The 11,851-nt window shown below is 67.1% G+C and carries 11 protein-coding genes; 8 read left to right on the forward strand and 3 right to left on the reverse strand.

Annotation, left to right across the window (positions count from 1 at the left end; translation table 11 throughout):
* Positions 1-29: 29 nt before the first annotated feature.
* Positions 30-1,151, reverse strand: coding sequence for a multiple monosaccharide ABC transporter substrate-binding protein (gene chvE / locus TVC13_RS03225; RefSeq protein ID WP_422399799.1), 1,122 nt, complete (start codon positions 1,149-1,151; stop codon positions 30-32).
* 699 nt (positions 1,152-1,850) lie between these two features.
* Between chvE and TVC13_RS03230 the strand changes: the two genes are divergently transcribed.
* From TVC13_RS03230 to TVC13_RS03265, 8 genes are all read left to right on the forward strand, one after another.
* Positions 1,851-2,258: an excalibur calcium-binding domain-containing protein gene (locus tag TVC13_RS03230; protein WP_422399800.1), complete on the forward strand. Its 408-nt coding sequence runs from the start codon at positions 1,851-1,853 to the stop codon at positions 2,256-2,258.
* A gap of 58 nt (positions 2,259-2,316) precedes the next feature.
* Entirely contained in the window at positions 2,317-2,958 is a 642-nt protein-coding gene (locus TVC13_RS03235) for a class F sortase (RefSeq protein ID WP_422399801.1), read from the forward strand.
* A gap of 114 nt (positions 2,959-3,072) precedes the next feature.
* On the forward strand, positions 3,073-3,633 hold the full coding sequence (locus TVC13_RS03240) for a hypothetical protein (protein ID WP_422399802.1): 561 nt from the start codon (positions 3,073-3,075) through the stop codon (positions 3,631-3,633).
* 99 nt (positions 3,634-3,732) lie between these two features.
* Positions 3,733-4,323: a rhodanese-like domain-containing protein gene (locus TVC13_RS03245; RefSeq protein WP_154578717.1), complete on the forward strand. Its 591-nt coding sequence runs from the start codon at positions 3,733-3,735 to the stop codon at positions 4,321-4,323.
* 161 nt (positions 4,324-4,484) lie between these two features.
* Positions 4,485-5,243 (forward strand): LamB/YcsF family protein, encoded by a 759-nt coding sequence (locus tag TVC13_RS03250; RefSeq protein WP_422399803.1) that lies wholly within the window; start codon positions 4,485-4,487, stop codon positions 5,241-5,243.
* Positions 5,240-7,060 (forward strand): carboxyltransferase domain-containing protein, encoded by a 1,821-nt coding sequence (locus TVC13_RS03255; protein WP_422399804.1) that lies wholly within the window; start codon positions 5,240-5,242, stop codon positions 7,058-7,060. Before TVC13_RS03250 ends, TVC13_RS03255 begins: the two co-directional genes overlap by 4 nt.
* A gap of 8 nt (positions 7,061-7,068) precedes the next feature.
* Positions 7,069-8,802 (forward strand): acetyl/propionyl/methylcrotonyl-CoA carboxylase subunit alpha, encoded by a 1,734-nt coding sequence (locus tag TVC13_RS03260; protein ID WP_422399810.1) that lies wholly within the window; start codon positions 7,069-7,071, stop codon positions 8,800-8,802.
* A gap of 63 nt (positions 8,803-8,865) precedes the next feature.
* Positions 8,866-9,537 carry a GntR family transcriptional regulator gene (locus TVC13_RS03265; RefSeq protein WP_154578720.1) on the forward strand — a complete coding sequence of 224 codons (672 nt, stop codon included), beginning with the start codon at positions 8,866-8,868 and terminating at the stop codon, positions 9,535-9,537.
* 33 nt (positions 9,538-9,570) lie between these two features.
* Here TVC13_RS03265 and TVC13_RS03270 read toward each other — a convergent pair whose 3' ends face one another.
* Both TVC13_RS03270 and TVC13_RS03275 read right to left on the reverse strand, forming a co-directional pair.
* Positions 9,571-10,380: a putative hydro-lyase gene (locus TVC13_RS03270; RefSeq protein ID WP_422399805.1), complete on the reverse strand. Its 810-nt coding sequence runs from the start codon at positions 10,378-10,380 to the stop codon at positions 9,571-9,573.
* A gap of 52 nt (positions 10,381-10,432) precedes the next feature.
* A complete protein-coding gene (locus TVC13_RS03275) occupies positions 10,433-11,650 on the reverse strand; it encodes an NRAMP family divalent metal transporter (RefSeq protein WP_422399806.1) in 1,218 nt (405 codons plus the stop codon).
* Positions 11,651-11,851 lie beyond the last annotated feature (201 nt).

The following is an 11,851-nucleotide window of genomic DNA, read 5'->3' on the forward strand; positions in this document are numbered from 1 at the left end:
CCCCCCCCCCCCCCGCCTGGCGGGACGCGTTAGAGTCCGACGTCGCCGGCCTCCACGAAGCCGGAATCCACCAGCTTCGACTGGACCTCGTCCTTGACCACTACCTGCGGTTCGAGGATGTAGGTGGGGACCACCTTCACGCCGTTGTCGTAGGTCTCGGTGTCATTGACCTCCACCTCTTCGCCGTTGACGAGCTGTTCGATCATGGTGTCCACCTGGGCACCCAGTTCACGGGTGTCCTTCCAGACAGTCATGGACTGCTGGTCGCCGAGGATCGCCTTGATGTTTGCGACGTCGCCGTCCTGCCCGGTGATCACCGGCCAGTCGGTGCCGGGGGCGTAGCCGGCACTGGCCAGGGACTGCTCGATGCCCAGGGCCAGGCTGTCATTGGGCGAAAGCACGACGTCGACCTTGTCGCCTCCGGTGTAGAAGGACTGCAGGCGGTTGTCCATTTCCGCCTGCGCGGCTGCCGACTTCCAGCCGAGGACGCCGATCGATGTCCAGTCGTCATTCGAGGAGGGGGACTTGCCGGAGGGAACCACCAGCTGGCCGCTTTCCACGTAGGGAAGCAGTACGTCCCAGGCGCCGGAGAAGAAGAACTTGGCGTTGTTGTCATCCGGGCTGCCGGCGAACGGTTCCAGGTTGTACGGGCCCTCGCCGTCGGCCAGTGCCAGCTGCTCCTCGATGAACTCGCCCTGGAGCTGGCCCACCTTGTAGTTGTCGAACGTGGCGTAGTAGTCCACGGCGTCGGTCCCGTTGATCAGCCGGTCATAGGCGATCACGGTGACGTCCTGGTTCTTGGCCTCTTCCAGGACCGGGCCGAGGGTCTCGCCGTCGATCGCCGCGACCACCAGGATCTTTGCGCCGCCGGCCACCTGGTTCTGGATCTGGGAGATCTGCTGGTCGGTCTTGTCATCGGCGTACTGCAGGTCAACGGTGCAGTCCCGGGCTTCGAGGTTCTCCTTCAGCCCTTCGCCGTCATTGATCCAGCGTTCCAGGCTGCGGGTGGGCATGGAGATGCCCACGTTGCATTCGATGCCGTCGCCGCCTTCGCTGTCGCTGTTCGTGGTGCCGGCGGGGGCGCAGGCCGCCATGCCTGCTGCCAGGCCGAACGCCAGGAAGAGGGCCGAAACATTCTTTCTTTTGCTCATGGTCGAACCTTTGAAAAGGATCCTGCCGCCGGCAAGGCACTGCACGGCGAGACTGCGGGAAACATCCTTGTGACCCGGACGGCTGGATCGAGCGGATACAACGCTGTAGCGCCCCTGTCGATACCCCTACCGACAATTTGTAGGCGAGCACAACATATCCCCGTGACGTGGATCACGGCAAGGGGTTTCCGGAACGTTATCCAACCGCAATGCGGGGGTGGAATGCATACGTTGTAATGATCCGTTTCGGGCCTCTTTCCATATCCTCCCGCTACACGGCCCCGGCAGCCCTGACCCCGTCGCACGGTTGACGGTCGACGGATTCCTTGGCTCGTCCTGTGTCGCAATAACGCTGTCATGATGGCCGGGGATTCATCCTGGGCTGCAATAACGTCCTATTCAGCGGGCTAGAGCAGCGTTATCGCGACACACGATGCCCCAGGGATGTTCGTCAGTGCGTTATTGCGACACAGGATGAGCTTCTGCTCGAGTGGGCCCGCTCGGCATCACGCTCAATATGCGGCCGCCAACCCGTTTGGGTGTTCGTCAAGGGGAAGATCACACATCCATGCCTCGAAATCAGAGACACAAAAATCTCGCACGGGCCGGATTGAAAACGGCCAACTACGGTTCGCCCCAACTTGCTTGGTTCGTACTCTCATGCGCGTCCGAATCACTCGATGAACCGGAGGTTCGATCGTGAAAAAGACCCTGACTGGACTCACCCTGGCAGCCGCATTTGGCTTCACCGCACTGGCTGCCTCGCCAGCCGCTGCGGCTCCCCCGTATGCGAACTGTGACGCAGCGGCGGCGGAAGGTGTCTACAACATTCCCGCCGGCGACCCGCGGTATGCGGCCAATTTGGACCGTGACCAGGATGACCTCGCGTGTGACGATCCCACCAAGCCTCCGGCACCACCTATCGTGGATCAGCCCGGCCCTGTCCCCGAAAACCAGATGGACCAAACCCCCAAAGGAGGAGCCAACACGGGCGTGGCCCAAGAGAAAGGCACCGATGCAACAGGCGTGCTTCTCGCCGCCGGCGGGGTAGTTGCTATCGCCGGCATCGCCGTCGGTGTGCGCCGCAAGTCCGGAAACCACGCGTAAGCCAGCATTGGGACGCCACGCATCCGCGGAGTTCCGCAGCAACGGCCGCCGGAGCCGAATGGCTCTGGCGGCCCTTGCCGCTGCGCTTCTGCTCGGCGGCGCGAGCGATACCAACCTCGATTCCGGCACAGCCGACGACGGCGCTGCCCGCTACTACGCCCTCCCCCAGACGGCACCCGCGAACGACGCTCTGCAGCCTTTGCCTGCACAACCGGAACCAGATCAGCCCGGCACCGGAGCCCCCGCGGCCGCACCACACGTTGTGTCCCTTCCGACCATCCAGACCCAGTCCGAACTCCTGCAACTCGGGCTGGAGCCGGACGGGACCTTGGAGGTCCCGCCAGCTGACCCCGGCTCACCGGCGGGCTGGTATTCAGGTTCCCCCTCCCCTGGTGAGACCGGGCCTGCCGTCCTGCTGGGGCACGTCAACGACACCGAGGGCGGACCGGGAGTCTTCGCCCGGCTCCGGGCCCTCCAACCGGGAGATCGGATCACGGTTGAGCGCCAGGACGGAACGACTGCCGCCTTTACCGTCGTTAAAGGCGAGCAATATGCCAAGGACAATTTCCCGACGGACGAGGTCTACGGAAACGCCCCCGGTCCGGAGCTGCGCCTGATCACCTGCGATGGATTCGACAGCGCCACCGGGCTCTGGCAGGACAACTACGTTGTCTACGCCGTTCTCGCCGACCTGCAATAAGAGCGCCAGGGGACACTCTCAAACGCAGAAAATTACCGCAACGAGACCGGTATTCTTTTCCTCCAAAGACAGCAAACTGGGGGAAAGCAAGTGGCATTTATGAATGGAAGCGGCATGAGCCCGCATCGCAATCCGATGGATGACGAGCCGTGGGACGATGCCGCGGAGGATTTCGAGGAGGAGCCCAAGCGCAAATCGGTCACGTTGGGCGGCGCGATGGCCGGCCTGATCGTTTTGCTGGGAATCTCAGGGCTGGTCATCGGCATGAATTCCCAGCACGGCACCCCCGCCAACGACCTGGGGGTGCTGCTGACCGGGCTCGCTGTGTCATCGCTCTGGCTGGTGGTGCCGTTTGTGATTGTCCCGCCCTTCTACAAAGCGACGCAGGACGCCGTTGTGGATCCCTCGCCCAGGTCACGGCGCTGGGGCACTGTACTGTCCGCTGCGGCGATTGCGCCTTCGGTGGTGCACGGAGCTGTGATGCTGCTGGGCAACGTGCTTGCCTACACAGAACATGACCCGGCCCTGGAACAGGCACTGGATGCAGCGGTGATCCCGCTGAGATGGATCATGGTCGCGGTGCCTGCCCTCCTGTTCCTGCTCATCGTCGGGCGCATTAGGCGCAGCGGGGCGGTCCGGGCGCAGCGCGATTCCGACTGGCCCATGGGGAACTAGCAGCGCCAGCGGCCATACGGCGTAACATCTCCGGACTTCTCCCAGATTGGGACCCTAGGGTGGGTGCTTCACTCCGGCCACTCCAACCGAAGGATCCGAATGTCCCCCGCTGCCACCGCAGAGACCACCAAGACCATCGACGCGCAGACCTTCACAGCGCTCCTCGGGGACAACCCGAACCTCACCGTCATCGATGTCCGCAATCCCGCTGAGTTCGAGTCCGCACACATCCCGGGCTCCCACAACATTCCGCTGCCCATGCTCTCGGCACACACGGTTGAGCTGGCCGCCCGGCTGGATGACGGCGTCGTGCTTATGTGCCAGTCCGGTGTGCGGGCAAAGCAGGCCCACGAGCGCCTCGCCGCAGCAGGGCTGCAGGGCGGGCAGGTTCTCACCGGCAGCGTTGACGACGTCGAGAAGGCCGGCGGTTCCGTGGTCCGCGGCCGGCAGGTCTGGGACATGGAACGCCAGGTGCGTTTCGCTGCCGGAAGCCTCGTCGGCCTGGGCCTGCTCGCCGGGCGCGTTGCCTCCCCGAAGTTCCGGGTCCTGGCCGGCGGCATAAGCGGCGGTCTGGTGTTCTCTGCCCTGTCCAACACCTGCGCCATGGGCAGGGCACTGGCCTACCTGCCCTGGAACCAGGGCGCGTCCGAGCCGTCCTGGGAAGAGATTCAGGCGAAGCTCGACCGCTAGACATACAACGCAGCAACGGCCCACCCCCTGGAACGGGCCGTTGCCGCGTTCAGGGGCAGTTCAAGACGCCCACCGCAACATACCCCCATGGATTGTTGAACAATCGGGCGTGATCCCGCACACTTGGAGGACCCCGTTCCCGAGGCGCGTAAGGACCTGCCATGCCGATCATTGACCTGAACAGCGACGTCGGCGAATCGTTCGGCAACTGGGAGATGGGCGACGACGCCGCCGTCTTCGAGTCCGTCTCCTCCGCCAACGTTGCCTGCGGTTTCCACGCCGGCGACCCCTCCGTCATCGCCCAGACCTGCCGCGACGCCGTGGCGGCCGGCGTCACCATCGGCGCGCACGTGGGCTACCGGGACCTGGCAGGCTTTGGCCGCCGCTTCCTGGACTGCTCCCCCACCGAACTGGCCGACGACGTGCTCTACCAGCTCGGCGCCCTGCAGGCCCTGGCCCAGCACGCCGGTGCTGACATCCAGTACGTCAAGCCGCACGGCGCCCTCTACAACACGATCGTGCACCACGAGCACCACGCCCAGGCCGTCATCGACGCGATCCGCGCCTTCAACAAGGAGCTTCCGGTCCTGCTGCTGCCCGGCGCCATCGCCCTGGACAAGGCCGCCGACGCCGGAATGCGCGGAGTCGCGGAGGCCTTCGCGGACCGCAACTACAACCCGGACGGCACCCTCGTCTCCCGCCGCGAGCCCAACGCGGTCATTCACGACGCCGACCAGGTGACCGCGAACATGATCCGGCTGGCCACCGAAGGCACCATCATCGCCATTGACGGCTCCGAGATCCCGATGAACGCCGAATCCATCTGCGTCCACGGGGACACCCCCGGCGCCGTCGCCATGGCTCGCGCCGTGCGCGCTGGCCTCGAGGAAGCCGGCGTCAGCATCCAGAGCTTCGTATGAGCGGCCCGCACACCGCGGACGCGCCTGCCGGAACCATCACCGGCATCCGGCCCGCCGGGACGCGCGCACTGCTGGTCGAACTCGGCTCACTGACCGACGTCGTTGCCCTCCACACGCAGCTCAAGGCACACCCGCTGCCGGGCCAGGTGGATGCTTTGGCCGCAGCCACCACTGTGCTGGTGCGCTTCGCCAGCCGCCGCGACACCGTGGCTGGCTTCCCGCTGCTCAAGTCCCTGGACTTCGCGCACGCTGATGCGGGCGAGCCGCGGAACGTCACCATTGAAACGGTGTACGACGGCGCCGACCTCGCCGAGGTGGCCCGCCTCACCGGCCTCTCCGAGGAAGCCGTGGTCAACGCCCACACCGGTACCGCCTGGACCGGCGGCTTCGGCGGTTTCGCCCCTGGCTTCACCTACCTCACCGGCGGCGACCCTGCCCTGAACGTCCCCCGCCGTTCCAGCCCCCGCACCGCTGTTCCTCCGGGAGCGGTTGCCCTGGCCGGGGACTATTCTGCGGTCTATCCCCGCGAATCCCCCGGCGGCTGGCAGCTCATCGGCCGCACAGCGGCCCCTATGTGGGACCTCAACCGCGAAAACCCTGCTCTTGTTCTCCCCGGCGATTCAGTCCAGTTCACCGCCGTCCGTGAACTCATCTCCACCTCCACCCCTTCTTCCCCGGCCGAGTCCGTGGATGCTGGCTCCGAGGGGCCGGCTTCTGATGCCGAAGGCCCGGGGCGAGGGCATCTCGTGAGTCCCGCATCGCCGACCGAGGAACGAGGGAGGTGTCTAAGGGACGGTGACGCTCCTGATCCCACCCAACGCAACCAGAGCCATCTTGAGATCAAGAACCCAGGCCTCCAATCACTCATCCAAGACCTCGGCCGCCCCGGCTATGCGGACTTGGGCGTCTCCGCCGCGGGCGCCGCCGACCCCCGCGCTGCCCGGCAGGCCAACCGGCTGGTCGGCAACCCGGCCGATGCCGCCGTCCTCGAGAACCTTCTGGGCGGCCTTGAACTCACCGCACACGGCGACGCCGTCCTCGCGCTCACCGGCGCCGACGTCCCCGCGAACATCATCGACCCCGCCGGAGAGCGCAGCCGGCCGGCTCCGCACGCCGCACCGTTCGCCCTGCTGAACGGTGAAACCGTGACCCTGGGAACTCCGGTCCGCGGGGTGCGCGCCTACCTTGCCGTCCGCGGCGGGCTGGGCGTGGACCCGGTACTGGGCAGCCGCAGCACCGACTCGATGAGCGGCATCGGTCCGGCACCGCTTGCCGCCGGAACCCGCCTCCCGGTGAGCCCGGCGGAGAAAAACCTGCACGTCGGCGACCCCGAGCCCCCGGTTCTGGCCGCTGCCGGCACCCCCGGCAGCCTGGGCCACGGGTCGGCACCGGCCCTGCTGCGGATCACCGCCGGCCCGCGGCAGGACTGGTTCAGCGCCGACGCCGCCGCCGCACTGGCAGCACAGACCTGGCTCACCACCAGCGAATCGAACCGGATCGGCGTCCGGCTGGCCCTGGACCCCGAGGATCCGCAGGCAGGCCCGCTGACCCGCAGCCGCGAGGGCGAACTGCCCAGCGAAGGCGTGGTCGCCGGCTCACTGCAGGTACCGCCGTCGGGCCTTCCCGTCCTGTTCCTTGCCGACCACCCGGTCACCGGCGGCTACCCGGTGATCGCCGTCGTCATCCCCGAGGACCTTCCCGTGGCCGCCCAGCTGCCGCCCGGCCACGCCGTGAACTTTATGTTTGTTGACCCCGATACCCTCGCCCCGTACACCCCGGAGCAAGCGGCCGGACTGTTTCCCGAAGGAACCGAATGAACACCCGCATGAAAAAGGTCCTGATCGCCAACCGCGGCGAGATCGCCGTCCGCGTGGCCCGCGCCTGCGCCGACGCCGGCATCGCCTCAGCCGCCGTGTATTCGGATCCCGACGCCGATGCGCTGCACGTGCGCCTCGCCGACGAAGCCTTCCCGCTGGGCGGCGCGTCCGGAGCCGACACCTACCTGAACATTCCCAAGCTGATCGACGCCGCCCGGAAGGCCGGTGCGGACGCCGTCCACCCGGGTTACGGGTTCCTGTCCGAGAATGCCGACTTCGCACAGGCGGTGCTCGACGCCGGACTCACCTGGATCGGCCCGTCCCCGCAGGCCATCCGCGATCTGGGGAACAAGGTCACCGCCCGGGAGATCGCCGTCCGCGCCGGGGCGCCGCTGGTGCCCGGCACTGAAGGTCCGGCCGAAAGCGCCGAACAGGTACGCGCCTTCGCCGAGGAGCACGGCCTGCCGGTAGCCATCAAGGCAGCCTTCGGCGGCGGCGGGCGCGGCATGAAGATCGCCCGCCGGCTGGAGGACGTCGAGGATGCGTTCGAGTCCGCGGTCCGCGAAGCAGTATCAGCCTTCGGCCGCGGGGAATGCTTCGCCGAACGGTTCCTGGACAAGCCGCGCCACGTCGAAGCGCAGGTGCTGGCCGATACGCACGGCAACGTCGTCGTCGTCGGCACCCGCGACTGCTCCCTGCAGCGCCGGAACCAGAAACTCGTGGAGGAAGCCCCGGCACCGTTCCTCACCGACGAGCAGCGCACCACCATCCACGAATCCGCCAAGGCCATCTGCCGCGAAGCCGGCTACACCGGTGCCGGAACGGTTGAATACCTGGTCTCCCCCGACGGACTGATCAGCTTCCTGGAGGTCAACACCCGCCTCCAGGTGGAGCACCCGGTCACCGAAGAGACCGCCGGCGTGGACCTGGTCCGCGAGCAGTTCCGCATTGCCGACGGCCTGCCGCTATCCATCACCGAGGACCCGGCGCCGCACGGGCACGCTTTCGAGTTCCGGCTCAACGCCGAGGATCCGGCCCGCGGGTTCCTGCCCGGCCCCGGACCGGTGGAAGCCTTCGAACCGCCCACCGGCCACGGCATCCGGATGGACACCGGCGTGCGTTCCGGCTCCGTGGTACCCAGCGAGTACGACTCCCTGATGGCCAAGCTGATCGTCTGGGGCGAAGACCGCCCGCAGGCCCTGCGCCGCGCCAAGGCTGCACTGGACGAACTGGTGATCCGGGGTGTGCCCACCGTGGTGCCGTTCCACCAGGCCGTGGTCCGCTCCGAGGCGTTCAACCGCGACGGCGAGCTGGGCGTCTACACCACCTGGATCGAATCCGAGTTCGCCGAGCCGCTGACCGCTTCCCCGCACATCGCCGCCGCAGCGGGCACCGCCCGCGAGACCATCACCGTGGACATTGACGGCCGCGCCGTCGCCGTCGGGCTCCCGGTTGCCCTGCTGAACGCGCTGCGCTCCGGCGGAACGGGCGCCGCAAACGGTGCCGCTGCTGCCCCGGACACCGCCGACGCCGCCCGGCTGGCCTCGCCGATGGCCGGGAACCTGGTCAAGTGGCTCGCTGACGACGGCGCCGAGCTAGGCGAGGGCGATCCGGTGGCCGTGCTGGAGGCGATGAAGATGGAAACCACCGTCCGTGCCCACCGCTCCGGCAGCTTCACCCGGGCCTCACTGGAACCCGGTGCCGCCGTCGGCCGCGGCGATGCCCTGGGCGAGATTGGCTGAGGTGAGCCGTAACAGCGGCGGCGGATACACCGCAGCCGCTGCCCCAGCCGTTAGGTTGGATGGATGCTTCTGAACCTCGACGACGCCGCCCACCGCGCCTCGCACGCCAACATCACCCTGTGGGCGGCGGACGTGCTGCGCGGACAAATCGCCGCCGGGAACCTGCTCCCCGGAACCAAGCTCTCTGAGCAGCAGCTGGCCTCGTCCCTGAACATTTCGCGGAACACGCTGCGCGAGGCCTTCACCGTGCTCAGCGGCGAAGGCGTGGTGAGCCGGTACCCGAACCGCGGCGTCTTCGTCGCTTCTCCCGGTGCGGACGCGGTGCGGCGGATCTACCAGGTGCGCCGCATGCTGGAGCCGTCGGCTGCACTGTGGGGCCAGGAACTGGATCTCGAAAGGCTGGATGCGGTGATCGCCGCTGCCCGGGAAGCGAAGTCCCTTGGGTCCGTGGCGGAGATGGCCGCCGCGAACCAGGCCTTCCATGAGGCCATCATCGCGATGTCCGGCAGCTCCCAGCTGCAGGAGATGATGTCCCGGGTGCTGGCCGAAATGCGGCTGGTCTTTTACGCCATGCGCAGCGAACCGGACTTCCATTCCCATTACGTGGAGCAGAACGCGAAGATCGTGGAGCTGCTGCGCGCCGGAAAACGGAAGAAGGCAGCGGAGACGCTCCGCGGCTACCTCGACGCCGCCGAGGCGGAGCTGCTGGAACACCTCGCGGCGGACAGCCGGTAAGGCTTCCGCCGCGGGTCGCCCGCAGCAGGTCCGTTACGGCACCAGGTACGCGCTGTCCCGGGCGTCGGTGATCAGCATGTGGCCCGGCGCATGGCCAATCGCCAGCGACGGCTTCGACTCCATGACCGCCGCCTGCGGAGTCACACCGCAGGCCCAGAACACCGGAATATGCCCCGCCGGGATGTCCACCGGGTCGCCGAAGTCGGGCCGGCCCAGGTCCGCAATGCCAATCTCCGCAGGATTGCCCACATGCACGGGAGCCCCGTGCACGGCCGGGTAGCGTGAGGTGATCCGCACGGCGTCGTCCACCTGGGAGGCAGGCACCGGACGCATCGAAACCACCAGCGGGCCGGACATCTCACCGGCAGGCTCGCAGCGCACCGAGGTGCGGTACATCGGCACGTTGGTGCCCTGGTCGATGTGCGCGATCCGGATGCCGCCCTCCTGCAGCGCCGCCTCGAAGGTGAAGCTGCAGCCAACGATGAAGGTGACCAGGTCATCGCGCCAGTAGCCGGTGATGTCCGTCGGGTCCGCGGTCTTCTCCCCGTTCACGTACACCGTGTACCGCGGCACGTCGGTGCGGATGTCCCCGCCGGCCAGCAGCGGACCGCTGGTCTCCCCGGCGTCGAGCACACCCAGGATGGGGCAGGACTTGGGATTCCGCTGGGCGAAGAGCAGCACGTCAAAGGCCTGCGCTTTGGGCACGATGATCAGGTTCGCCTGCGCGTAGCCGGCGGACCAGCCCGCCGTCGGCGTCACCAGCCCGTTCCGGAACAGTTCCCGGGCCTCGGCCGGGGAAAGAGCCGCCCGGTCGAGGGCTGCCAGTGTTGCAGGTTTCGTCATGCGTTCATCCTTCCGTGGGCGGCGCGGGCCGGGCCTGCGCCGCGGATTGCGCCTACTGCCAGAGTGCAGCGAGGCCGGCGAGCGAGTTCCAGCCGAGGAACAGGGTCAGTGCCCAGGCCAGCACACCGATGACCAGCAGCCACTTGGGGTAGTCGTAGCCGTTGAGCAGGTCCCGGCGCCGCCAGGCGGCCCAGAGCAGGATGCCGAAGCCCAGCGGCAGGATCAGGCCGTTGAACGCGCCGGCGAAGACCAGCAGGGTCTGCGGTGCCTGGCCGAGCAGCAGGTAGGCGGCGGTGCAGAAAGCAATGAACGCCACCGTGATCAGGCTGCGGGTGCGGTCCTTCGTAGCGGGGGTGGTGATGAAGGAGACCGAGGTGTACGCGGCGCCGATTACCGATGTCAGGGCCGCAGCCCAGAAGACGATGCCGAACATGCGCAGGCCGATTTCACCGGCTGCATGGTAGAAAGCGTCGGCTGCGAGATTGTCTCCGGCCAGGGTGACGCCGCCGGCCACCACACCCAGGATGGCCAGGAAGAGCAGCATCCGCATGACGCCGGTGACGATGACGCCCAGCAGCGAGACCTTGGTGATGTCCTTGACGTGTCCGGGGCCGGTGGTGCCGGAGTCCAGCAGGCGGTGCGCACCGGCGTAGGTGATGTAGCCGCCGACGGTGCCGCCGATCAGGGTGGTGATGGTCAGGAAGTCCACCTGCTCGGGCAGCACAGTGTTCTTCAGTGCTTCGCCGACCGGCGGAGCAGCGGAGATCGCAACATAAATCATCAGCAGGATCATGACGGCACCCAGCGCCACCACAATCCGGTCCAGCGCCAGTCCGGCCTTCTTGGACAGGAAAATGAAGATCGCGACGGCGGCGGAGATGGCGCCGCCAACTTTGGTGTCCATACCAAGCATGGCGTTCATGCCCAGTCCGGTGCCGGCGATGTTGCCGATGTTGAACACCAGCCCACCAATGAAGACCAGACCGGCCAGCAGCCAGCCCGCGCCGGGCAGCACCTTGTTGCCCAGGGTCTGGGCGCGCAGCCCGGAGACGCCGATGATGCGCCAGACGTTCATCTGGACCGCGATGTCCACGAGGATCGAGACCAGGATCGCGAACGCAAACGCCGCGCCAAGCTGGACCGTAAAGACGGTTGTCTGGGTGATGAAGCCTGGTCCGATGGCACTGGTGGCCATAAGGAACATGGCTCCGAGGAGTGCCGTGCGCTTGGCGTTCGGCCGGACCTTCACTTTCGTCGGCTTGGGTTCCATGGTTTTTCCGATCACTGGAGAATGTGGGGGGCGCCACAGGGGCTTCCAGCAGTCTAAGGGTTGTTGAACAATCCGCCAGCGTTTTTGTTCAACAATCTGGACTTCGTAACATGCTTTTTACATCGCCCGGCTAAGTCGGCGGCCTAAGTCGGCGGTCCCGGCAGCTCAGGTGCGGTCCCCCCCCCCCCCTAGCCCGGGTCC

This window comes from Arthrobacter sp. 3Tela_A, from assembly GCF_049311025.1.
Classification (GTDB): Bacteria; Actinomycetota; Actinomycetes; order Actinomycetales; family Micrococcaceae; genus Arthrobacter_B.

Excerpts from the sequence above, each read along its gene's own strand:
- TVC13_RS03270 (WP_422399805.1), bottom strand. The coding sequence starts at position 10,380 with ATGACGAAACCTGCAACACTGGCAGCCCTCGACCGGGCGGCTCTTTCC.
- chvE (WP_422399799.1), bottom strand. The coding sequence starts at position 1,151 with ATGAGCAAAAGAAAGAATGTTTCGGCCCTCTTCCTGGCGTTCGGCCTG.
- TVC13_RS03235 (WP_422399801.1), top strand. The coding sequence starts at position 2,317 with ATGGCTCTGGCGGCCCTTGCCGCTGCGCTTCTGCTCGGCGGCGCGAGC.
- TVC13_RS03265 (WP_154578720.1), top strand. The coding sequence starts at position 8,866 with ATGCTTCTGAACCTCGACGACGCCGCCCACCGCGCCTCGCACGCCAAC.
- TVC13_RS03250 (WP_422399803.1), top strand. The coding sequence starts at position 4,485 with ATGCCGATCATTGACCTGAACAGCGACGTCGGCGAATCGTTCGGCAAC.
- TVC13_RS03255 (WP_422399804.1), top strand. The coding sequence starts at position 5,240 with ATGAGCGGCCCGCACACCGCGGACGCGCCTGCCGGAACCATCACCGGC.
- TVC13_RS03275 (WP_422399806.1), bottom strand. The coding sequence starts at position 11,650 with ATGGAACCCAAGCCGACGAAAGTGAAGGTCCGGCCGAACGCCAAGCGC.
- TVC13_RS03245 (WP_154578717.1), top strand. The coding sequence starts at position 3,733 with ATGTCCCCCGCTGCCACCGCAGAGACCACCAAGACCATCGACGCGCAG.
- TVC13_RS03260 (WP_422399810.1), top strand. The coding sequence starts at position 7,069 with ATGAAAAAGGTCCTGATCGCCAACCGCGGCGAGATCGCCGTCCGCGTG.
- TVC13_RS03240 (WP_422399802.1), top strand. The coding sequence starts at position 3,073 with ATGAGCCCGCATCGCAATCCGATGGATGACGAGCCGTGGGACGATGCC.